This is a genomic window from Ralstonia sp. VS2407 (assembly GCF_052950655.1).
In genome coordinates, this window is sequence record NZ_JBRFVG010000010.1 from 83,707 (window position 1) to 106,735 (window position 23,029).

Sequence of the window (23,029 nt, forward strand, 5' to 3'; positions counted from 1 at the left end):
GCGTTACTGCTGTAGCAGATACGCCTGCGTCGTGGCGTCCGGCTCGTGCAGGCCGACGCGGTTGCCTTCGGTGTCGACGATGTGGGCGATGCGGCCCATGTGGTCGGGCAGCGTCATCGGGCCGAACACGCATTGGCCGCCACTGCCGTTTACGCGCTCGAGCACGGCATCCAGGTTGGGTGCGTTCAGGTAGACCACGCTGCCCTTGTCGGACGGCGCAAAACCTTCGCCCTTGACCAGCGCACCGTGGATGGTCGTCTCACCCGCCGGAAACACGCCCATGGTCATGTCGCCCATGTCTTCCTGCTTGAGCTGCGTGTCGAAGACGTTCTCGTAAAACTTCACCGCGCGCGGGAAATCGTTGGCGGGGATTTCAAACCAGTTGATCACGCTTGCCATGTTGTCGCTCCGGTTGGTGAGGCAGGCCGCTTGAAGGGAGCGGGGAACCTGTCTCGTTAAGGTGGAGCGATTGTGGCGGGGGGCTCCTGACAGCGTTCTGTCAGGAGCATTCAGGAGGATTGGGTAGCGTGTTGCAGATTGCCCAGGCAGTGAAAGCCAGGGGGAGGGGGAGGCGACTCAGTGCGGAATCCAACCCGCCAGCAGCGGCACCAGCACGGCTGTCAGCACGCCGTTCAGGCCCATGCCCAACGCCGAGAACGCGCCCGCTTCCGGATTGACCTGAAACGCGCGCGCCGTACCGATGCCATGCGCCGCAATGCCGGTGGCAAAGCCACGCACGCTGTACTCGCGCACGCGCAGCAGGTTCAGCAGCCGTGTCGTGGTGGTGGCACCGACAATGCCGGTAATGAGCACCAGCACCGCCGTGATGGTCGGCGCGCCGCCGATTTTCTCCGAGATGCCCATGGCGATCGGGATCGTCACCGATTTCGGCGCCATCGAGCGCAGCGTTTCGGGCGATGCGCCCAACAGCCACGCAATGCCCACTGCCGACACCACCGCCACCACCGACCCTGCGAGCAGCCCACCCATCAGCGGCAACGCGTGGCGGCGCAGCTTGGCCCATTGCTGAAACAGCGGCACCGCCAGCGCCACCGTGGCCGGCCCCAGCAGGAAGTGCACGAACTGCGCGCCGTCGAAGTACGTCTTGTACGGCGTGCCCGTGAGCGTCAGGAGTGTGCCCAGGATGACCACCGCAATCAGCAGCGGATTGACCATCGGGTTGAAGCGGCTGCGCTCGTGCAGGCGCACGCCGATCAGGTAGGCGATGAGCGTGGCGGTCAGGCCCAGCAGCGGGCTGGCGGCCAGGTAGACCCAGAGTTGATGCAGGTTGGGAGCCATTGCGTTCATGGGGCCAGCTCCTCGTTGCCTTCGCCGCTGTCACCCATGCGGCGCATCAGGGCGCGGGTGACGAGTGCACCGGCGGCAATCGACAGCCACGTCGACACGACGGTCGCCACCACGATGGGCAGCCATTCCTGCCCGATGCGGTTCAGTTGCGTCATGACGCCCACGCCGGCCGGCACGAACAGGATGGTCAGATGTCGCAGCAGGTCGCTGACGGTGCCCTGCATGACTTCGAGCACGCGGCCCTTGTCTATCAGCAGATAGATGACCAGCAGCACCATGCCGATCACCGGGCCGGGCACCGGCAGGTGCAGCGAATACGTGAGCAGCTCTCCTACCGACTGGAACGTCAACAGGATCGCGAAGGTTTGCAGCATGGGGCCTCCGGGCGAAACGAAGCGCCAAGTATAGAACCCGGCTGCGTTCGTTTCAGGCCAGCATGCGGTCGACCAGTTCGATCCAGTGTTCGACCGGCGTGTCGGTGCCGCTCTGCAGATGCGTCACGCAGCCGATGTTGGCGCTGACGATGCGCTCGGGCTGCGTCGCTTGCAGCTTGGCGAGCTTGTCATCGCGCAGGCGGTAGGCGAGTTCAGGTTGCAGCACCGAATACGTGCCCGCCGAGCCGCAGCACAGGTGGCTGTCGGCGCAGAGCTTGACGTCCACGCCCAATGAGCCGAGCAGCGTTTCCACCGCGCCGCGGATCTGCTGACCGTGTTGCAGCGTGCAGGGCGGGTGCCACGCCACGCGCGGCCGCTGTGCTTCAGGCTTGGCCTTCTGCAGAAGCTGTTGCGAAAACGCGGGCAGCACCTCGCACAGGTCGCGCGTCATGGCGGACACGCGCGCCGCGCGCTCGGCATAGGCGGGGTCATCGCGCAGCAGGTGGCCGTATTCCTTGACCATCGCGCCACAGCCGGAGGCCGTCATGACGATGGCCTCGGCGCCCGCTTCGATATGTGGCCACCACGCGTCGATGTTGGCGCGCATGTTGCCAAGGCCGCCTGCGTGGTCGTTCATGTGATAGCGGATGGCCCCGCAGCAGCCCGCGCGGTCTGCGCTGATGAGCTGCACGCCCAGCTTGTCGAAGACGCGTGCCGTGGCGGCATTGATGTTGGGCGACATGGCGGGTTGCACGCAGCCTTCGAGCAGCAGCATCTTGCGTGCGTGTGCGGTGCTTGGCCGCATGCCGGCGTGAGGCTGCTTCGCCGGCACCTTGTTGCGCAGCACCTGCGGCAACATCGGCCGCACGGCCTGCCCGAGCTTGAGTGCGGAGCCGAACAGCGCCGGCCGCGTCAACCCTTCGCGCAGTGCCCAGCGCACGGCGCGTTCGCCGAGCGGGCGTGATGCTCCTTTCGCGTCGAGTTGGTCGTCGACGATCTTGCGGCCGATCTCCACCAAGCGCCCGTAGGTCACGCCGGACGGGCAAGTCGATTCGCAGTTGCGGCAGGTCAGGCAGCGGTCCAGGTGCAGGCGCGTGGCCTCGCCGGCAGGTTGGCCTTCCAGCACCTGCTTCATCAGGTAGATGCGCCCGCGCGGGCCGTCCAGCTCGTCGCCGAGCAGTTGGTAGGTCGGGCAGGTGGCCGTGCAGAAACCGCAGTGCACGCACTTCTGCACGATGCTTTGGGCTTCTTCGCCCTGGGGGGTGTTGCGCAGGAACGCCGCGAGCGTGATTTGCATGATGGGCTTGCGTTAGAAGTCGGCAGTCAGAACGCTGAATACAGACGGCCCGGGTTGAAGATGCCGTGCGGATCGAAGCTGTCTTTCAGGCGTTTGTGCACGGCCATCAACGGCGCGGCGACGGGCGTGAAGATGTCGCTGGCGCGGTCGCCGTTGCGGAACAGCGTGGCGTGGCCGCCGGCCTTGCGTGCTGCATCGCGGATGACGTCGGCGGAGGTGTTGGCGGTGTCGATCCACCAGCGCTGGCCGCCACCCCATTCGACGAGTTGCTCGTCTGCGGACGCATGGCCGAGTGCCAGAGGCGGTGTGGCCGGGGGCAGGGCGATGCGCCACAGCGGCAGGCTGCCTTGCACGGCGCGGGCGAAGAACGCATGCGATTGTTCGCGCAGGTCGCGCCAGAACGCGGCCCCTTCTGTGTCATCAACGCGCTCGCCGCCAAGCTTGGTGATGGCTGCGCGCACTGCCGCATCGGCACCGCTCAAGCGTACCCACAGCGCACCGTCGATCCACGCAGACGCTGCGATCGGCAGCGGCTGACCACCCCAGCGATTGAGGGTGTCGATGGCCTCGCCTTGCGCCATGGCAAAGCGCAGCGTTGCATCGCAGAACGGCATCGGCAGCACCTTGAGCGATACCTGCACGACCAGGCCCAGCGTGCCGAGCGCGCCGGCCATCAGGCGCGAAACGTCGTAGCCGGCCACGTTCTTCATCACCTGGCCGCCGAAGTTCAGCATGTCGCCGCGGCCATCCATGACGACGGCGCCGAGCACGAAATCGCGCAGTGCGCCCACCGACTGCCGACGCGGCCCCGACAGGCCCGATGCAAACGCACCGCCCACCGTTGCCTGTTTTCCGTCCGCTGCAAAGTGCGGCGGCTCGAACGCCAGCATCTGCCGGTGCTCGGCCAGCGCGGCTTCGATCTCGACGAGCGGTGTACCGCTGCGCGCGGTGATGACGAGCTCGGCGCAGTCGTAGTCGACGATGCCGGACCATTCGCGTGTGTCGAGCACGGTGCCGTGAGGTGCCGGTGCGCGGCCGTAGAAATCCTTGGTGCCGCCACCACGCAGGGTGAGTGGCGTGCGGCTGTCGGCGGCCTGGGCGATGGCGTCACGAAAGCGCGAAAGCGCAGGCGAAAGGGCAGTGTCTGGGGTGATTGGCATGTCGAACTTTCTGGCGGGCAGCTCACTGGCTGCCAGCTGTCTCCGTTGGAAGCAGTGGGAGCCGTGTGCCGCAGCGCTTGCAGAATGCGGCGTCTGTATCGTGACGTTCCAGCGTGCAGCCGCTGCACGCGCGGGTCTGCGGTGGGGCGGCGGAGGCGGAGCCGGAGCCGGACTCTTCGCGCATGGTGTTCACCAGTTCGGCGCCGATGATGCCGGTGGGGAACGCGATGATGCTGTAGCCGAGCAGGATGGTCATCGACGTGATGAACTGCCCCAGCGGGGTCTTCGGCACAAGGTCGCCGAAGCCCGTGGTGGTGAGCGTGACGACCGCCCAGTACATGCTGACCGGAATGCTGGTGAAGCCATGCTGCGGCCCCTCCACCACGTACATCACGGTGCCCAGGATGATGGTGATGATGAAGACGGTGCCCAGGAACACGAAGATCTTGTGCCGGGCGTTCAGCAGCGCACGCAGCAGGATCTGCGCCTCTTCAAAGTAGACCGTGATCTTCAGGATCCGGAAGATCCGCAGCAGGCGCAGCAGCCGCACATCGAGCAGGTAGGCCAGCTCGGGCACAAAGATCGCCAGCCACGTCGGCAGGATCGAGATGAAATCGATGACGCCGTAAAAGCTCAGCACGTAGCGCCAGGGTCTGCGCACCACGAGGATGCGCATGGCGTATTCCGCCGTGAACAGCAGCGTGAAAAGCCACTCGAGCACCGTGAACAGCGTGCCCGCGCGGCCGCTGACGCTCGGCAGGCTGTCGAGCATCACCACCAGCACGCTGGCGAGGATGGCCCCCAGCAGGGTCAGGTCGAACAGCCTGCCGGCGCGCGTATCGGCTTCGAAGATGACGGTGTACCAGCGCGCGCGCCAGCCGCTCTCGGGTTTGCCGAGATACTCGCCAAGGCGCGCGTTATGGGCGTGCCATCGGTTGCGGCTGTTGCGGGGCGGATTCCTCATGGCCGTCGCGTGCTTAGAAGCGGGGCAGGTCCGGATGCGGCAGCAGGCCGTTGCGCACGTGCAGCTTGCCGTATTCGGCGCAGCGCGCGAGCGTGGGGATGGCCTTGTCGGGGTTCAGCAGGCGCGCCGGGTCAAAAGCCGCCTTTACGCGCAGGAAGGCGTCACGCTCTTCCGCCGAAAACTGCACGCACATCGAGCTGAGCTTTTCCACGCCCACGCCGTGTTCGCCCGTGACCGTGCCGCCCAGTTCTACGCAGGTCTCGAGGATGTCGGAGCCGAACAGCTCGGCGCGGTGCCATTCGTCCTGGTCTTCGCCGTTGAAGAGGATGAGCGGGTGCATATTGCCGTCGCCCGCATGGAACACGTTGATGCAGCGCAGGGCGTACTTCTGCTCCATCGCCTCGATGCGCCGCAGCAGCGTGCCGATGTGCTTGCGGGGGATGGTGCCGTCCATGCAGTAGTAGTCCGGCGAGATGCGGCCCGCTGCCGGGAATGCATTCTTGCGGCCGCTCCAGAACTTCAGGCGCTCGGCTTCGCTTTGCGACACCTGGATGCGCGTGGCACCGGAGGCACGCAGCACTTCGCTCATGCGCGCGATTTCTTCGGCCACTTCTTCGGGCGTGCCGTCGGACTCGCACAGCAGGATGGCCGCCGCGTCCAGGTCGTAGCCGGCGCAGACGAATTCCTCAACGGCTGCGGTGGCGGGCTTGTCCATCATCTCCAGCCCGGCCGGGATGATGCCCGCGGCAATCACGTCGGCCACGGCGTTGCCGCCGGTTTCCACGTTGTCGAAGCTCGCCATGATCACCTGCGCGAGCTGCGGCTTGGGGATCAGGCGCACGGTCACTTCCGTCACCACGGCCAGCATGCCTTCGGAGCCGATCACCGTGGCCAGCAGGTCGAGGCCGGGTGCGTCGGGTGCTTCGCTGCCGAATTCGACCACCTCGCCGTCCATCATCACGGCGCGCACGCGCAGCACGTTGTGCACGGTCAGGCCGTACTTCAGGCAATGCACGCCGCCCGAATTTTCATTGACGTTGCCGCCGATGGTGCAGGCGATCTGCGAGGACGGATCGGGCGCGTAGTACAGCCCGTGCGGGTTGGCCGCTTCGGATATGGCGAGATTGCGCACGCCCGGCTGGACCACCGCCGTGCGCGTGTAGGGGTCGACCTTGATGATGCGCTTGAACTTGGCCAGCGACAGCACCAGCCCGCCCGGCGTCGGCATGGCGCCGCCCGACAGGCTCGTCCCCGCGCCGCGCGGCACCACGGGCACGCCCATGCGGTGGCACACGCGCAGGATCTCGACGACCTGCGCCTCGGTATCCGGCAGCACCACGGCCAGCGGCACCTGCCGGTAGGCGGCAAGGCCATCGCATTCATACGGGGTGGTGTCTTCGCGCTCCCAGAGCAGCGCGTCGTCGGACACGATCTGGGACAGCGCGGCGGTCAACTCGGCCTGCAGGGCGGATTGATCGCGGGCGGTGGCGGGCAGCGACGCGTTCATGGGGTGTCTCTCATCGTTGTGCCCGGCAGCGGTGGCCGGGGTGGAGGGCACTATAGCCCGGCCGCCGCGCCATGCGGCGTGTTAAGGACTTTTGCTGCGATGAATTTGGCTCGCCGAGGCGCCCAATGCGGTTCATCGCGGTGCGGCAAGGTTGCACGGCTGGATCGTGGAGGTCCGATCCTCACGATCGAGCCTTCGCCGGTCGACGATGGAGCTCCAATCACCGCGCTTCACACTAAAAGTTTCGAATCCGGAGTTCCGGTACCTCACGCATGAGGCAAATACGGTCAGCGTTGATGAAAAAAGCAGCAACGATGAGGTTCAGAACGTCGCCTTCGAGGCCCGGAGGCTCGACCCATGCCCCTTTTTGCTCCGACGTTGCTGCTTTTTTCATCAACGTTGAGGCTTCAGGGCCTCAACGTCGATACTAAAAGTTTCGAATGTGGTGGTTTGAGCTCCGGTGACGAGGCTCGGCTGCCCACAGTTGAGCGGCTTACCAATCCAGCCCAAGCAACCAATCCACAAATTGCCGTGCCTCGGGCTTCATCGGCGCTTGTTCGCGCTGGACGATGTAATAAGCATGCGGCGAGGCCGATTCGATGTCCAGCAGCCGGACGATCTGCCCCGAGCCCAGCCAGTTGCGCGCCATCGCCTGCCGCACCAGCGCCACGCCCTGGTTGGAGGCCACCGCTTCGAGCATCAGGCCGATGTCGTTGAACAGCGAGCCGGTGGCGGGCTCCGGCGCGTCCAGCCCCGCTGCCTCAAACCACGGGCGCCATGGCTCCAGGGGGCTGCGCAGCAGCGTGAGGTTCAGCAACTGCGACGCTTCGGTGATGGTGTTGCCGCTGATCTGCTCGAAGTAGCCGCGCCCGCACGCCGGGAACACCGGTTCGTTGAGCAGCAGCGTGGTCTTCAGGTCCGGATAGCGACCGGTGCCGTAGCGGATCTCGACATCGGTGTCCTCGGCTTTCACGTCGAGGAACGGGATGGAGAGATGCAATTCCAGATCAATGTGCGGGTACAGCCCGTTGAACTCGGGCAGGCGCGGCACGAGGTGCTGGCGCCCGAATGTGGGCGGGATCGCCACGCGCAGCCGCGCACGCTGCTTGCTGAATTCGGGCCGCGCGAGTTCGTGCAGCGTGTCGAGCGCTACCTGGACGCTGCGCAGGTAGCGCGTGCCGGCGGCGGTGAGCCGCAGCGCTGTGCCGGTGCGCACGAAGAGGTCTTCGCCCCACAGTTCTTCGAGGTTCTTGATGCGGTGCGATACCGCGCTGGGCGTGACGGACAGCTCCTCGGCCGCGCGCGCGAAGCTCGCATGGCGCGCGCCCGCCTCAAAGGCAATCAGCAGATGCAGCGGAGGAACGCGCTTGAAGACGGAGGACATGCGGGTGGTCGCTGGTGGGTGTGTCGGTTACAGGTGGAAGATCTTGCCGGGGTTCAGGATGTGCTTCGGGTCCAGCGCCTGCTTGACGCTGCGCATCAGGTCGATCGCGTCGTTGCCGTGCTCGGCGATGAGGAAGTCCATCTTGTGCAGGCCCACGCCATGCTCGCCCGTGCAGGTGCCGTCCATGGCAATCGCACGCGCGACGATGCGCTGGTTGATGCGCTCGGCTTCTTCCAGTTCTTCCGGCTTGTTCGGGTCGATCAGCAGCGCGACGTGGAAGTTGCCGTCGCCCACGTGGCCGACGATGGGGGCGGGCAGTTGCAGCGCGCTGGCGAGCAGGTCCTTCTCGGTCTCCACCACGCAGTCGGCCAGGCGCGAGATCGGCACGCACACGTCAGTGGTGACGGCGCGGCAGCCCGGCTTGAGCTGCAGGAATGCAAAGTAGGCGTTGTGGCGGGCGTTCCACAGGCGGCTGCGGTCTTCGGGGCGCGTTGCCCACTCGAAGCCCTGGCCTTTGTGTTCGGCGGCGATCTGCTGGACGGTCTCGGCTTGCTCCTGCACGCCGTGCTCCGAGCCATGAAACTCGAAGAACAGCGTCGGCATCTCGGGCAGCGTGAGCTTGTCGTACTGGTTGATCGCACGGATGGCGAGCGCATCGACAAACTCGACGCGCGCAATCGGCACGCCCATCTGGATGGTGTCGATCACGGCGGACACCGCATCGCCCATGCTCGGGAAGGCGCACACGGCCGCGGACACGGCTTCGGGCTGCGGATACAGCTTCAGCGTGATCTCGGTGATGATGCCCAGCGTCCCCTCGCTGCCGATGAACAGGCGCGTCAGGTCGTAGCCCGCTGACGATTTGCGTGCACGGTTGGCTGTCTTGATGATGCGGCCGTCAGCGGTGACCACCGTCAGGTTCAGGACGTTCTCGCGCATCGTGCCGTAACGCACGGCGTTGGTGCCGGACGCGCGCGTCGCACACATGCCGCCGATGGACGCATCCGCGCCCGGGTCGATCGGGAAGAACAAACCGGTATCGCGAATCTCGGTATTGAGCTGCTTGCGCGTGACACCCGGCTCGACCGTCACCGTCAGGTCTTCCGGATGCACCGACAGCACATGGTTCATCTGCGACAGGTCGAGGCTCACGCCGCCGGCCACGGCCAGCAAATGGCCTTCGAGCGACGAGCCGGCGCCATACGGGATCAGCGGAATCTCGTGCTCGAAGCACAGCCTGGCGACGGCGGCGACTTCCTCGGTGGTCTGCGCGAAGACGACGGCGTCGGGCAGCATCGGGTCGTAGGCGGATTCATCGCGGCCGTGATGTGCGCGCACGGCTTCAGCGGTGGAGATGCGATCGCCAAAGCGGGCGCGCAGCGCGTCGAGCATCGCAGGCGGAATCGGCTTGCGGATGATCTGGGAGGGCGGGGCTGGATGGTTCATGGCGTCTCGCGTGGGGCAGCGGTCTGAAGCCGGCTCGGGCTGTCATTCTAACGCCGGGGTCCTGCCGCTCTTGCGATAATGGCGCCACCAACATTGACGCAATACAGGGAGACGCACCGTGGGCAATCGCCTATCCAAAATCGCCACCCGCACCGGCGACGACGGCACCACCGGCCTCGGCGACGGCAGCCGCACGGCCAAGGACAGCCTGCGCATCGCCGCCATCGGCGACGTCGACGAGTTGAACTCGCATATCGGCGTGCTGCTGACGGAAACGTTGCCCGACGGCGTGCGCGCGGCGCTCACGGCCATCCAGCACGACCTGTTCGATCTGGGTGGCGAACTCTGCATTCCCGGCTACACGATGGTGACCACCGCGCACGTGTTGCGGCTCGACCAATGGCTGGCCGATTACAACGCCGATCTGCCGCGGCTGGCCGAATTCATCCTGCCAGGCGGCAGCCGCGCTGCGGCACAGGCGCATGTCTGCCGCACCGTTGCGCGCCGTGCCGAGCGCAGCATCGTCGCCCTGGGCCGGGCGGAGACCATTGGCGAGGCGCCGCGCCAATACGTCAATCGTTTGTCGGACCTGCTGTTTGTGCTGGCACGCGTGTTGAACCGCGCAGATGGCGGCTCCGACGTACTCTGGAAACGCGACGAGCACAAGCCGACCTGATCGCAGTCGGCGCATCAAAACAAAACGGCCCGGTTGTGTACCGGGCCGTTTGCTTTGCCGCGCGTGGATCAGTTCACGCTGGTCGGCGTGGACGTACTTTGTGCCACGGCAGCCAAGCCCGCCAATTGCCCCGGCGTGGTGATGGTCAGCGCTTGCGACGGCGTCGGCGCCGGGAAGCCGCCTTCGGCCAGCGCTTCCTTGATCGTCCGGTTGGTGTCGAAATAGACCTGCCAGTAGTTGTCGTTGTGCGTGTACGGGCGCACGGCCAGCACCGGCCCGACCAGGTTGAATTCCAGGATCTCCACATCGACCGCCGGATCGGTCAGCACGTTCGGAATGGCGGCAATCTTCTCCTTGAGCAGCGCGATGGCGGCGCGGTGGTCTGCGCTCCCGGCCAGTTGCGCCTTCAACTCGACGCGGCGGTAGGGGTTGGAGGTGTAGTTCTGGATCGTGTCGGCAAAGATCTTGCCGTTGCCGACCATCGTGACCACGTTGTCCGGCGTGTTGATGGTCGTGGCAAACAGGCCGATCTCCTTGATCGTGCCCGTCACGCCGCCGGCCGTCACGAAGTCGCCCACCTTGAACGGCCGCAGCACGATCAGGAACGCGCCCGCAGCAAAGTTCGACAGCAGGCCCGACCACGCCATGCCGATGGCCACACCGGCTGCGGCAATCAGCGCGGCGAACGTCGTCGTCTGGATGCCGAAATAGCCGAGGATGCCGATCACCAGCAGCACGTTCAGCGTGACGGTGATGATCGAGCCCACATAGCGCAGCACGGTCGGATCGACCTTCTGTCGGCTCAACGAGCCTTCGACCATGCGCACCGCCAGATTGATCAGCCAGCGGCCGACCACCCAGAAGACGATAGCAGCGAGGATCTTCATGCCGACGTCGGTGGCGTACTGCGCCACGATCGCCTGGTACTTGTTTGCGGTGTTGACGGCGGTGTCCGCCAGGGTGTCTGCCATGGATGCCTCCGGGGGATGGGCAGGGGAATCCTCCTACGATATGTCAAAGACAACGCACTTGTGTGACTTTGATACGTTCTGCTCACATTTGTTATAGATCTGCGCTTTGAAGCGCGCGCAAAGAAAAAGGACGCCCGCAGGCGTCCTTCCCAAATCATGCTGATGGCGTCTTAGTTGCCGCTGCCGGGCACCAGACGGCGCTTGCGCACCGCGTCGGCCAGCGTTTCCAGCACCTTTACCGAATCGTCCCAGCCGATGCAGGCGTCGGTCACGCTCTGGCCGTAGGCCAGGTCGGACACCGGCGTGCCTTGCACGTGGTCTTGGCGACCAGCATTGATGTGCGATTCCACCATCACCCCGACGATGCGGTTGTCGCCAGCAGCCATCTGGCGGCCGATGTCTTCGCACACCGGGATCTGGTTCTCGTGCTTCTTGCTGCTGTTGGCGTGCGAAGCGTCGATCATCAGGCGTGCAGCCAGGCCCGACTTGGAGATGGCGTCGCAGGCTTCCTGCACGCTGGCCGCGTCATAGTTGGGCGCCTTGCCGCCGCGCAGGATGATGTGGCAATCCTCGTTGCCCGCCGTCGACACGATGGCAGAGTGGCCGCCCTTGGTGACCGACAGGAAGTGGTGCGGCTGCGATGCGGCCTTGATGGCGTCCACGGCGATCTTCACGTTGCCGTCGGTGCCGTTCTTGAAGCCGACCGGGCACGACAGGCCGGAAGCGAGTTCGCGGTGCACCTGGCTTTCGGTGGTGCGCGCGCCGATTGCGCCCCAGCTCACGAGATCAGCGATGTACTGCGGGCTGATCACGTCGAGGTATTCGGTGCCGGCGGGCAGGCCCAGCTCGTTGATGTTCATCAGCAGCTCGCGCGCGGTGCGCAGGCCGTCGTTGATCTTGAAGCTGCCGTCCATGTACGGGTCGTTGATCAGACCTTTCCAGCCGACCGTCGTGCGCGGCTTTTCGAAGTACACGCGCATCACGATTTCCAGCTCGTTCTTGAAGCGCTCGCGCTGCTCGACCAGGCGGCGGGCGTAGTCCATCGCTGCCTTGGTGTCGTGGATGGAGCAGGGGCCGATGATGACGATCAGGCGGTCGTCCATGCCATGCAGGATGCGGTGCATCGCGTTCCGGCTTTGGTAGATCAGGTCGGACACGGTGTCGCTGCACGGGAATTCGCGGATCAGATGCGACGGCGGCGTCAGCTCTTTCAGTTCGCGAATGCGCAAATCATCGGTGTTCTTCGGCATGGAAAGCTCCGGGGATGTGTCTTGAGTTCTATTGGAAACGTCTACTGTGTTCGGATCATGTTTCGCGTCGGTGCCGGGGTGGGGCAGGTGACTGGGCGAAAAAAAACCGCCAGGGTCGCTGGCGGTTTTCGGTATCTGCTGGGTGCTTTTATTTTTGCTGCAAGCGCCCCTCTCCTTCCGCCAGCGGTGCGAGATGCCAAAAGTAAAAGTAAAAAAACTTGGCGAAGGACATGAGAGGAAAAGCAGGCAATGCAGGAAAAATTGTGGCGCACAGGTGACTTGAAACTACTGCGCCGCACCAATCGAACCGTCTTTATAAACCCTTTTTTTGAGGGCCGCAAGCGCGGAATTTCCGGGCCTGCGGCGTCAAAACGACGGTTTCAGGGCAATCAGGCCGTGCCGCCCACCGTCATGTTCTCCATGCGCAGGGTCGGCTGGCCCACACCCACCGGCACGCTCTGGCCTTCCTTGCCGCACACGCCAATGCCTGAATCAAGGCGCATGTCGTTGCCGATCATGGTCACGTGCTTGAGCGATTCCGGGCCGCTGCCGACCAGCGTTGCACCCTTGACCGGGGCGGTGATCTTGCCGTCTTCGATCAGGTAGGCCTCGCTGGCCGAGAACACGAACTTGCCGTTGGTGATGTCGACCTGGCCGCCGCCGAAGTTGACCGCATACAGCCCCTTCTTGACGCTGGCGATGATCTCTTGCGGGTCCTTGTCGCCGCCGAGCATGTATGTGTTGGTCATGCGCGGCATCGGCAGGGCGGCGTAGCTCTCGCGGCGGGCGTTGCCGGTCACGGGCATCTTCATCAGGCGCGCGTTGAGCGTGTCCTGCATGTAGCCGGTCAGGATGCCGTCTTCGATGAGCGTGTTGCACTGCGTGGGGTTGCCCTCGTCGTCGAGGTTCAGCGAGCCCCGGCGGTTTGCCAGCGTGCCGTCATCCACCACGGTGACGCCCTTGGCGGCCACACGCTCGCCCATGCGGCCGGAGAACGCCGACGAACCCTTGCGGTTGAAGTCGCCTTCCAGGCCGTGGCCGATGGCCTCGTGCAGCAGCACGCCGGGCCAGCCCGGGCCCAGCACCACCGTCATCGTGCCGGCCGGTGCTGGCTTGGCTTCCAGGTTGACGAGCGCGGAGGAGACGGCCTCGTCGACGTATTCGCGCAGCAGTTCGTCGGTGAAATAGCCATAGGCATAGCGGCCGCCGCCGCCGGAGCTGCCCATTTCGCGGCGACCGTTCTGCTCGGCAATGACCGTGACGGAGATGCGCACCAGCGGGCGCACATCCGCGGCGATCACGCCGTCGCTGCGCGCAACGAGCATCACGTCGTATTCACCGGCCAGGCCGGCCATCACCTGCACCACGCGTGGGTCTTTGGCGCGGGCGAGCTTTTCGATCCGCTCGAGCAGGGCAACCTTTTCGGAGGCCGTCATCGAATCGAGCGGGTCGTTCGGCGCATAGAGCGAGTGGCTGCCCGGGGTGGTGGCCAGGCTGCTGGCCACCTTTACGCGGCCGGCGCCTGCCTTGCCGATCGTGCGCGTGGCGCCGGCGGCCTGCATCAGCGCGGGCAGGCTGATGTCGTCGGAATAGGCAAACGCGGTGCGGTCGCCCGACACGGCGCGCACGCCCACACCCTGGTCGATGCTGAAGCTGCCGGATTTGACGATGCCTTCTTCCAGGCTCCACGCCTCGTTGCGGGTGTACTGGAAGTAGAGGTCGGCATAGTTCACGCGGTGCGTGAAGATGTCGGCCAGCGCGCGCTGCAGGTGCGCTTCGTCGAGGCCGTACGGATCGAGCAGCACGCGGCGCGCGATGGACAGATTCTGGATGGCGATGTCGCCTGCGTTCATGATCGGTTCTCGCAAAAAAATTCGATTGGCTTACATCACGCGGTGCTTGAGCGCCGGCAAATCCCGGCGCACCTGTGCGATACGGGCGGGGTCCATGTCGCCGATGGCCACGCCTTCGCCCTCGGGCACGGAGGCAACGATCTCGCCCCACGGGTCGACCAGCATGGAATGGCCCCACGTGCGGCGGCCGTTTTCATGGCGCCCGCCCTGCGCGGCGGCGAGCACATAACACTGGTTTTCGATGGCGCGGGCACGCAGCAGGATTTCCCAGTGCGCGGCGCCCGTGACGTAGGTGAAGGCCGCCGGCATCAGAATCAAGTTCAGGTTGCCTTGCGACGCCAACGCCCGGTACAGCTCCGGAAAGCGCAGGTCGTAGCACACCGACATGCCCACGCGGCCGCACGGCGCATCGAAGGCGACCGGCGTGGCGCCGGGCTCGATGGTGCGGGCTTCGTCGTAGCGCTCTTCGCCGCGCACGAAGTTGAACAGGTGGATCTTGTCGTAGCGCGCGACACGCAATCCGGCCGGGTTGAATGCGAGCGACGTATTCCGCACGCGCTGTTCGTCTTCGCACCACATCGGCAACGTGCCGCCGACGAGCCACAGCTTGTGGCGGCGCGCGGCATCGGCGAGGAAGGCCTGGATCGGGCCGTCTTCGTCGCTCTCGCGGATGGCGACCTTGTCGCTGTCCTTGCGGCCCATCATGCAGAAGTATTCGGGCAGCAGCGCGAGCTGCGCGCCCTGGGCGGCCGCCTCGGCAAGCAGCGCGTCTGCGCGCGCCAGATTGGCGTCCACGTCGATGGCCGTCACGGTCTGGATGGCGGCGACGCGAAAAGGTGCATCGAAAGGCGCATCCATGCCGGATGCGACGGGGGCCGGAGCAACGGTGGTCGAAGTCATGGCGCCTATTTTGCCGAGGTTTGCGATTGGCTGCCCGAATTGCTGTTGGACGCGACTTTCTCGATCTTCGGATCGGCCCAGCTACCGGTTACGTGGTATTGCGTGACGAATGCCTTCGACAGTTGATCGCCCAGAACCAGCTGCGCGGCGAGCGTTCCCAGCCCGATGGCCGGATTGATGAACGCCGCTGCCAGCGAGGCCGACGTGGCATCCACCTTGGGCGTGACCTTTACGCGCAGGTCCTGCGTTTCATCGAGGATGTTGGCCGAGCCTTGCATGGCTACCTGGAACTGCGGGCCCTTGACGGCGAAATCTTCGGTGTGGGCAACGCCGCTGGCGATGGTGCCGGTGGCTGCCACGCTTTCGAACGGCGTGCCGCGCCCGGTGGCGCTGCGCAGGTCGGTGGCGAAATGCAGCAGCCCCTGCAGGCTCAGCACGCCGGCCAGCTTGGCCAGGCCCGGATCGACCGGCAGGAACTGGCCGCGCTCCAGGTTCAGCGCCATGCGGCCATTGAGCGTGGGGTAGTCGATCGACATGGGCGAGCCACGCCAGACCACGCGGCCTTCGAGCTTGCCCTTGGCGCCGTCGATCACCTTGGCGAAGCCCATTTTCTGCAGCAGGTCGCCGGTATCGCGCAGGTCAAGGTTGAAGTCAAGGAGCGTCCGGCGCTCGGGGTCATCGCCGCCGCCGCGCAGGCGTCGCGGGATGCGCCACGTACCGTGTGCCGTCAGCGTGGCAGCGGGCTGCTCGATCTTCAGCGTCTCGAGCGTCCAGACAGGTGCACCGTCGGTGATCTGGTTGCGCGCCTTGATCTCCAGCTTGCCGAGCGCCTTGCCGCGCAGGTCGAATTTGTCGGCAACGAGATCGACCGATGGTATTTCCTGCGAGCTGCTGGCCAGCGATTCGGTGAGCGCAGTCTCTTCCTTCGCATCCGGGATGCTCATGCGCGACAGGCGCATCGTCAGCTCGCCGAAGGGCACGGCGGCGCTCTCGGCGTGCCAGCGCGCGCTGCCCGCAATTTCGCGCGAATCAATGGTCGATTGCCAGTTGGGGCCGTCGCGCGTGGCGTCAATGCGCACGGCGTTGAAGTCGCGGCCCAGGATGCGCAGCGTTTGCGCGCGGGCGCTCAGGTGGCTGGGCAGATATGCGCTATGGCTGTCGGGGGCGTTGGCGGCGGCGTTGGCCACGTGTTCGGCGGCAATCTGGCTGGCGCTCTTGTCTGCGGCGGGCGCGGAAAATACCTGGCGCCAGGCGTCGATGTCCAACTGGTCCAGCGCCAGGTTGGCCTGCACGCCTTCCTGCGGCTGCGGTACCGGTTGCCGCACGCCGATGCCGCCTCGCAGCACCTCCACGCCGTTGCCCGTGTTGCGTTGTTCGTAGCGCGCGCTGACGATATTGCCGACCTGCAAAACGATTTCGTCGATGGCGTTGTTGGACGCCAGCGGCTGCATCTCGAAACGCACCGGCAGCGGCTGCCCGGCAGCCTTGTTCAGCGGTGCCGGCAGACGCACCGTCATCGGTGTGAGATCCGACTGCACCTGGATGAGCGGGCGATGCTGCTTGACGCTGATGGTCGCACTGTACGGCGCGCTGCCGTCCAGCGAGCGGGCGACGGCGGCCACCGGGCTGTTCTCTGGCGTCGTCTCACGCAGCCCTTGTGCCGACGCAGTGCCCGCCACCTGGATGCGGATCGTGCCGTCGGGTGCGGTACCGCCCGTGGGGCGGATTTCGCCGCCGGCAAAGCGCGCGCGCAGGTTATCGAAACCGATGCCCTTCTGCGTAAAGGTGAGCGCGCCGTTCACATCGGTGAGCGGCGGCGCTTGCGGCACGAGCGTGACGTCATTGCGCACGAACGTGACGCTGCCCTGGGCGCGCGTCGAATGCATCTCGTGCAGCGGCAGCTCCAGCTTGAGCGCCAGCGTGGCGTTGCCCTGGGCACGTGCGTCCTTCGTGAAATGCCCGATCCACTGGCCGATGGGGCTTGCCTCGACGTATTGCAGGAAGTTCTGCGTGGCGCCATCGCCGCGGCCGTCAATGGTGAGCAGCGGGCTGTGGTCGCCCATGTCGGGCAGGCTGCCATTCACGTCCTGCAGATTCACGCCCATCACCTTGGCGCGCGCCACCTTGAACGCCAGGGATGCCCGATCGAAGATCACCGTGCCGTTGATGTTGGTGAACGCTGGCCAGTCGCCCGGGTGCGTGGGCACGTGGCCCGGCGGGTTGTGCGCGGCTTCGGGCGGCGCGGACTGGTACGTCACGTCCTGGATCGGCACTTCTACGCGGAACATGCCCTTGTGCGGCGGACGGAACGGGAAGTCGTGCAGATCGCCTGCCAGTGCGAAATCGACGTTATTGGCCGTGCCGGCTTGCAACGCACCGCCCAGATAGTCGCGCAGATGCTGGCCGATCGACAGCGGCAGGTAGCGCGGCACACGTGGAACGCTGGCGCGGTCGAGCGTGCCCTTCAGGTCGATGGTGCCGAGATGGCTGGTGTCTGGCGCGTGACGATAGCTGCCCGTGATGCGCGCCGACAGGTCGTCGTTGGAGAACGCGAGGTTGTCGCTCGTGACGACCAGTTCCTGCTTGCGATACGTCCAGTTGAACGTGCCTTGCAGCCGGTCCAGCGGCACGCGGGCGTCGGCAAACGTGCCGGGCAGCAGCAGCGCGGTGTCGTTGGACTCGATGCGCAGCGTGCCCTTGTCGTTGGAGAAGACGGCGTTGCCGGAGAGGTTCTCCACACCAGGCACGGCTGGCTCGGGATGCTGGCCGGGCGGCACCGCAGGCAGCGCGCCGGGGCCGAACGACACTTGGCGCATCGTGGCGCGGCCGGTGAAGTGCACGGGCGCCGGCGAATTTGGTCGCCAGCGGGAGACATCGCGTTGCCAGTTGATGTCCAGATCGTCGATGCGGCCGGACGGTTGTTTGGTACGCAGCGGTTCGAGCACGCCGGCGGGCAGCGGTAGGGCGGTGGCGATGTTGCGCAGGTCGGCCAAATCCAGTGTCGTGGCTTTGACTTGCAGGCTGCGCAGGGCATCGCGCGAGTCGAGCGCCCACCCTACGGTGACGTTGCGCAAGCCCCGCGGCGTGCCGGCCGGGTTGGTGGGCGCCTGAATGCCGGGGCCTGCCAGTTCGGGCCCCGACGGCGGTTGGGCGGGCGGGTTCAGGGGTTGCCAGAGCAGCGTGTCGACGCGCAAGGTGTGCTCACCGCGCGCGTTGCGCTGATGCGTGGCCAGCGCCTGGAGGCTGCGCAACTGCAGCGGGTCCAGATCCTTGCGGACCTGCAGATCTAGCTGCTGCCCTGTCAGCCGTGCCTGGCTGCGCGTGAATACGCCGTCGGCAAACTCCACCGAGCCGTCGGACGTGAGCGTGCCGCTTTTTGCGGCGGCCAGCACGGGAACATAGTGCTGCACGGAAGCCAACTGCAGCGTATCGACCTGCCAGGAAGCTTGGCCGTGCCAGTGGCGCCAATCGCCGGGGCGGGCCAGCAGGTCGTGACGGAAATCGGCGTGCAGTTTGATGGGGCCGTTGAACAGCGTGGGCGAGGTGCCGCTGGCCTCCAGCCGGTGGCGCGTCGGGCCGCTGCGTAGCTGCACGCGCACATTGCCCAGTGCCACTTCGGGCAGCTTCTGCTGCTCGTCGAGCCAGCGGACGGCGCCTTGCTGGAAATCGATGTCTCCTTGGGAGAGGAGCTGGTCGAGGAAATCGCTGTCGCCGCCGGTGTCCGGGCCGAGCGGCATGCCCGCGACGAGCAAGGCACCCTCAGCATTGCGCCGTACCAGCACGTCGGCGTTGCTGGCGTGCAGGGCGGCAAAGGTGATCTGCATGCGCAGCAACGAGCGCCAGGACAGCCGTGCCTGCACGTCCTGGACCGCCAAGGTGCGGCGGCCGGCAGTGTCGTGCGCGTCGATGCGCTGGGCGCGGAAGGCCGGGTGCCAGCCCTCCCAGTAGGTCTCGAGCGAGCCGATGCCGACCGTGGCGTGCAGTGCACTGGACGCCTCGCGCTCCATCCATTCGCGCGCCAGGCTTGCACGCGGCCACAGGATGAAGCGCACCGCCAGTATGCCCACGATGGCCAGGACGGCCAGCGCCACCGCCGTCTTCCAGAGCACGCGCCACAGCTTGCGCCAGATCGGGGCGCGTAAGACAGCCCCGATGCCCGTGCCGATCCGGCCGACGCGTCGTACCAGCCATGCCCAAGCCGTGGGTCGGCTCACCCCGCGTGTGGACAGGGTGCTGGCGTGTCCACCATCGGACTTCGGCAATTCTGGGGGCTGGGACGGGCGGGGCATGATGCGGATTATCCGATATTCAGGAGGTGGCGCCACATTTGGGGTTCGGTGTGGCGCCTGCCCAGCGGCAAGCACGCCCAGTGCCCGTGAACGTTGGTGATCACGGATTGCCCTGCGTGTATCGGCGCGCATTTCAGCGAGAATGGATGCTTCCGCCAATGCTCGATGCGTCCGCATGACTGATTCCGCCTTGTCCGCCCAGCCATTTCTGCAAGCTCCGGCCCGCGCGCCGGAGGCTCCCGCCGCCGCGCTGCCCTTTGCACTTGCGTATTCGCGCTATCTCCAGCGCCAGGCGCAAGCGCGCGAAGGCTGGGCCGAGCGCGTGCAGGCCGGCGCAGGGCAGCCGATTGACGTGGCGTGGCTGTCGGCGCGCTTTACCGAGCTGTTCGATACCAAGGCCGTGGAGGTCGAGACTGCGCTCAAGCGCGCCTTGCGCCTGCTGCGCAATGAAGTTTTCGGCACACTGGTTGAGCGCGATTTGTCCGGCGCCGCGACGCTCGATGAGGTCACGGGAACGATGACCGACCTGGCCGAGTTTGCCGTGCGCACGGCCATTTCCTTGATCGGCCAGGAACTGCGCGCGCTGCACGGCCAGCCGATCGGGCAATCCTCCGGCGAGGTGCAGGAACTGGTGGTGGTCGGCATGGGCAAGCTGGGCGGGCGCGAGCTGAACGTCTCGTCCGACATCGACCTGATCTTTCTCTACGACGATGACGGCGACACGCAGGGCGGCCCGCGCCCGCTCTCCAATCATGAATATTTCACGAAGCTTGGCCGGCGGCTGATCAATGCGCTGGCCGACGTGACGGAGGACGGCTACGTCTTCCGCGTCGATATGCGCCTGCGCCCGAACGGCGATGCGGGACCGCTCGCGTGCAGCCTGGGCATGCTGGAGGAATACTTCGTCGTGCAGGGCCGCGAGTGGGAGCGCTACGCCTGGATCAAGGGCCGCGTGATCACCGACCCGACCAGTCCGCATGCGGCCCGGGTCATTCAACAGTTGGAGCGCGTGACGGGCCCGTTCGTCTTCCGGCGCTATCTCGACTACGGCGTGATCTCCGCCATTCGCGCGCTGCATGCGCAGATCCGCAACGAGGCCGCCAAGCGCAGCAATGGCGCCAACCAGCAGCGCGATAACGCGGGCCACCTGCAGGCGCGCTCGCCCAACATCAAGCTCGGGCGCGGCGGCATTCGCGAGATCGAATTCGTCGCGCAGGTGTTTCAGCTCATTCGCGGCGGGCAGGATTTCGGGCTGCGCGTGCGGCCTACGCTGGAGGTGCTTCGGGCGGCGTCGGAGCGCGGCCTGATCGATGCCGAAGCCGTGGCGCGCCTGACCGAGGCCTATCGCTTCCTACGCCAGCTTGAACACCGCCTGCAGTACATCGAAGACGCACAGACGCACAACCTGCCGGGCTCGCCGGAAGATCAGCTGCGCGTGGCACGCATGATGGGCTTTGACGATTATGTGGCGCTGGTCACCAGGCTCGAGGCGTACCAGGACGAAGTCGCACAACATTTCGATCAAACCTTCTCCGACAAGCAGGACAGCCAGCCGCCGTGCGCCGCCGTCTGGCATGCGGATCTGCTCGACGACGAGCACACGGAAACCGCCCGCGCACAGCTCGCCGAACTCGGCTATGCGAACCCCGACAGCGTGCTGGAGCGACTGCGTGCGACGCGCAATTCGCCGCGTTATCGCGCGTTGTCTGAAGTCAGCCGCCAGCGTTTCGATTTGCTGATCAACCGAGCCCTTGACCAGGCATCGCGGCAGACAGATGCCGATGTCACCATCGCGCGCTTTCTCGATTTCTTTGACGCGATCAGCCGGCGATCCTCGTACCTCTCGCTGCTGAGCGAATATCCGCAGGCCATGGAGCGCGTGGCCCACACGCTGCATGCGTCGCGCTGGGCGGCGGACTACCTCACGCGTCATCCGCAACTGCTCGATGAGCTGCTCGACGTGGAAGCCCTGTCGGCCGAGCCCGATTGGCCCGCCTTCCGGGCGCGCGTGCGCGAACGCCTGCAGGCAGCGTCCGACCATGTCGAGATGCAGATGGATATCCTGCGTCAGGAGCACCATGCGGAGACCTTCCGCGTGCTGTTGCAGGATTTGCAGGGCATGCTGAGTGTCGAGCACATCAGCGACCGGCTTTCCGATCTGGCCGATGCCGTGCTGGACCTGACGCTTGAAACCGTCTGGCAGCAGGTCTCGACACGCTACCGCGAGGTGCCGCGCTTTGCCGTGGTCGCCTACGGGCGGCTCGGCGGCAAGGAACTGGGCTATGCGTCGGACCTCGACATCATCTTCCTGTATGACGACGATGACGAGCGCGCGCCGGACGTGTACGCGTCATTCGCACGCAAGCTCATTACCTGGCTGACCAGCCATACCGCCGCCGGCACGCTGTTCGACGTCGATACGCGATTGCGCCCGAACGGTGCGGCGGGCCTGATGGTCACGCACTTCGAGGCGTTCCGCCGCTATCAGATGCGCGAGGGCGACAACGCAGCGTGGGTGTGGGAGCACCAGGCGCTCACGCGTGCACGCTTCTGTGCCGGCGATGCGGAAATCGGCGAGCGCTTCGAGGTGTTGCGTACCGCCGTATTGCGCCAGGCGCGCGAGCCCGGCCCGCTGCGCGACGAAATCGTGGCGATGCGCGAACGCGTGGCCGAAGGCCATGCGAACCCGACGGGGCTGTTTGATCTCAAGCACGATCGCGGGGGCATGGTCGATATCGAATTCACCGTGCAGTTCCTGGTGCTTTTGCATAGCGCAGCGCATGCCGAGCTGACCCTCAACAAGGGCAACATCGCGCTACTGCGCATGGCTGGCGAACTGGGGTTGATCGATGCGACAGCGGCCGCGCAAGTGGCCGATGCCTATCGGGACTTTCGCGCGCGCCAGCACAAATTACGGCTCGACGGGCAACCCACTGCCCGCGTACCGATCGACACCTGCGCGCGCGAGGCCGCTCACGTACGTGCGTTGTGGAAGCAAGTATTCGGGCCTGCGCAATGAGGGTGCATCGGCAAACGCTGCACACGTGGGCCGCGTGCGCCGGTGTGGCTGCGCTGTCGGCGGCGTTCTCGTTCGTGCCGTGGTTGTATGCGGTCGGGCTGTATCAACGCGACGCCGTGCGAACAGGGCAGTGGTGGCGCATCGTGACCGCCATGTGGGTGCATCTGGACCAGTGGCATTGGCTCGGCGATGCAATGGCAGCCGTGGGGCTCATCCTGATGCTGGCGCGCGTGTTGCGGCCGCAAGTCATCGTTGGAGTGCTGGTGGCGTGCGGGGTGCTCGTCCAGATCGCCCTGCTTAGTCAGCCGACGTTGCAGTGGTACGGAGGGCTTTCCGGCGCGCTGCATGGCTTGGCGGCATGGGGCGGGCTACGGCTGCTGAGGCCATCCACGGACGCGGCAGAGGATCGTTTCTCACGCTGGATTGGCGTGGCGCTGTGCGCAGGCGTGCTGGTGAAGGTGTGGCTGGAGCAATCCTGGCTGTCGCCCATCGCCTTTGACCCGCACTGGGGGTTTGGCGTGGTGCGCATTGCGCATGCGTTTGGCGCGGCGAGCGGGTTGCTGATATGGGTGTTGGGGGAGTGGGGCGCGCAAGGCAGGAAACAGGCGCAGGGTTGATCGGCAGAGCAGGT

17 protein-coding genes are annotated in these 23,029 nt (G+C 65.9%); 3 read left to right on the plus strand and 14 right to left on the minus strand.

The window, feature by feature from the left end; all coding sequences use genetic code 11:
• Positions 1–3 precede the first annotated feature (3 nt).
• The 9 genes from ACU8YE_RS17065 to ACU8YE_RS17105 form a co-directional block, all read right to left on the minus strand.
• Positions 4–399 carry a VOC family protein gene (locus ACU8YE_RS17065; protein ID WP_316870166.1) on the minus strand — a complete coding sequence of 132 codons (396 nt, stop codon included), beginning with the start codon at positions 397–399 and terminating at the stop codon, positions 4–6.
• Positions 400–576: 177 nt separating this feature from the next.
• Complete coding sequence (locus ACU8YE_RS17070) at positions 577–1,308, minus strand: LrgB family protein (protein WP_092972481.1); 732 nt, start codon at positions 1,306–1,308, stop codon at positions 577–579.
• Positions 1,305–1,682 (minus strand): CidA/LrgA family protein, encoded by a 378-nt coding sequence (locus ACU8YE_RS17075; protein ID WP_446929231.1) that lies wholly within the window; start codon positions 1,680–1,682, stop codon positions 1,305–1,307. The genes ACU8YE_RS17070 and ACU8YE_RS17075 overlap by 4 nt, the downstream gene beginning before the upstream one ends.
• Before the next feature lie 52 nt (positions 1,683–1,734).
• Positions 1,735–2,979, minus strand: coding sequence for a glycolate oxidase subunit GlcF (glcF, locus tag ACU8YE_RS17080; RefSeq protein ID WP_440839545.1), 1,245 nt, complete (start codon positions 2,977–2,979; stop codon positions 1,735–1,737).
• A gap of 26 nt (positions 2,980–3,005) precedes the next feature.
• Positions 3,006–4,139 carry a glycolate oxidase subunit GlcE gene (glcE, locus tag ACU8YE_RS17085; protein ID WP_322017604.1) on the minus strand — a complete coding sequence of 378 codons (1,134 nt, stop codon included), beginning with the start codon at positions 4,137–4,139 and terminating at the stop codon, positions 3,006–3,008.
• Positions 4,140–4,161: 22 nt separating this feature from the next.
• Complete coding sequence (locus ACU8YE_RS17090) at positions 4,162–5,103, minus strand: ion transporter (protein ID WP_414561049.1); 942 nt, start codon at positions 5,101–5,103, stop codon at positions 4,162–4,164.
• A 13-nt stretch (positions 5,104–5,116) separates the two neighbouring features.
• The gene (locus ACU8YE_RS17095) at positions 5,117–6,610 is read right to left on the minus strand and encodes an FAD-linked oxidase C-terminal domain-containing protein (protein WP_446929232.1); all 1,494 of its coding nucleotides are present in this window, start codon (positions 6,608–6,610) and stop codon (positions 5,117–5,119) included.
• A gap of 493 nt (positions 6,611–7,103) precedes the next feature.
• A complete protein-coding gene (locus ACU8YE_RS17100; protein WP_232040947.1) occupies positions 7,104–7,994 on the minus strand; it encodes a LysR substrate-binding domain-containing protein in 891 nt (296 codons plus the stop codon).
• Positions 7,995–8,021: 27 nt separating this feature from the next.
• A complete protein-coding gene (locus ACU8YE_RS17105) occupies positions 8,022–9,440 on the minus strand; it encodes an FAD-binding oxidoreductase (protein ID WP_260802128.1) in 1,419 nt (472 codons plus the stop codon).
• A gap of 118 nt (positions 9,441–9,558) precedes the next feature.
• Here ACU8YE_RS17105 and ACU8YE_RS17110 point away from each other — a divergent pair, with 118 nt between their 5' ends.
• Positions 9,559–10,116: a cob(I)yrinic acid a,c-diamide adenosyltransferase gene (locus ACU8YE_RS17110; protein ID WP_232040945.1), complete on the plus strand. Its 558-nt coding sequence runs from the start codon at positions 9,559–9,561 to the stop codon at positions 10,114–10,116.
• A gap of 68 nt (positions 10,117–10,184) precedes the next feature.
• Here the strand turns inward: ACU8YE_RS17110 and ACU8YE_RS17115 are convergent, their stop codons facing one another.
• From ACU8YE_RS17115 to ACU8YE_RS17135, 5 genes are all read right to left on the minus strand, one after another.
• Complete coding sequence (locus tag ACU8YE_RS17115) at positions 10,185–11,087, minus strand: mechanosensitive ion channel family protein (RefSeq protein WP_232040944.1); 903 nt, start codon at positions 11,085–11,087, stop codon at positions 10,185–10,187.
• Between the two features lie 170 nt (positions 11,088–11,257).
• Complete coding sequence (gene aroG, locus ACU8YE_RS17120; RefSeq protein ID WP_232040943.1) at positions 11,258–12,337, minus strand: 3-deoxy-7-phosphoheptulonate synthase AroG; 1,080 nt, start codon at positions 12,335–12,337, stop codon at positions 11,258–11,260.
• A gap of 389 nt (positions 12,338–12,726) precedes the next feature.
• Positions 12,727–14,190 (minus strand): metalloprotease TldD, encoded by a 1,464-nt coding sequence (gene tldD / locus ACU8YE_RS17125; RefSeq protein ID WP_232040942.1) that lies wholly within the window; start codon positions 14,188–14,190, stop codon positions 12,727–12,729.
• Between the two features lie 30 nt (positions 14,191–14,220).
• Positions 14,221–15,090, minus strand: a complete 870-nt coding sequence (locus ACU8YE_RS17130; protein ID WP_260802126.1) for a carbon-nitrogen hydrolase family protein — start codon at positions 15,088–15,090, stop codon at positions 14,221–14,223.
• A 5-nt stretch (positions 15,091–15,095) separates the two neighbouring features.
• Positions 15,096–19,379: a YhdP family protein gene (locus ACU8YE_RS17135; RefSeq protein ID WP_446929233.1), complete on the minus strand. Its 4,284-nt coding sequence runs from the start codon at positions 19,377–19,379 to the stop codon at positions 15,096–15,098.
• A 175-nt stretch (positions 19,380–19,554) separates the two neighbouring features.
• Here ACU8YE_RS17135 and glnE point away from each other — a divergent pair, with 175 nt between their 5' ends.
• A complete protein-coding gene (gene glnE, locus ACU8YE_RS17140) occupies positions 19,555–22,398 on the plus strand; it encodes a bifunctional [glutamate--ammonia ligase]-adenylyl-L-tyrosine phosphorylase/[glutamate--ammonia-ligase] adenylyltransferase (RefSeq protein ID WP_446929234.1) in 2,844 nt (947 codons plus the stop codon).
• A complete protein-coding gene (gene rrtA, locus ACU8YE_RS17145) occupies positions 22,395–23,015 on the plus strand; it encodes a rhombosortase (protein ID WP_446929235.1) in 621 nt (206 codons plus the stop codon). Before glnE ends, rrtA begins: the two co-directional genes overlap by 4 nt.
• Positions 23,016–23,029: the final 14 nt, after the last annotated feature.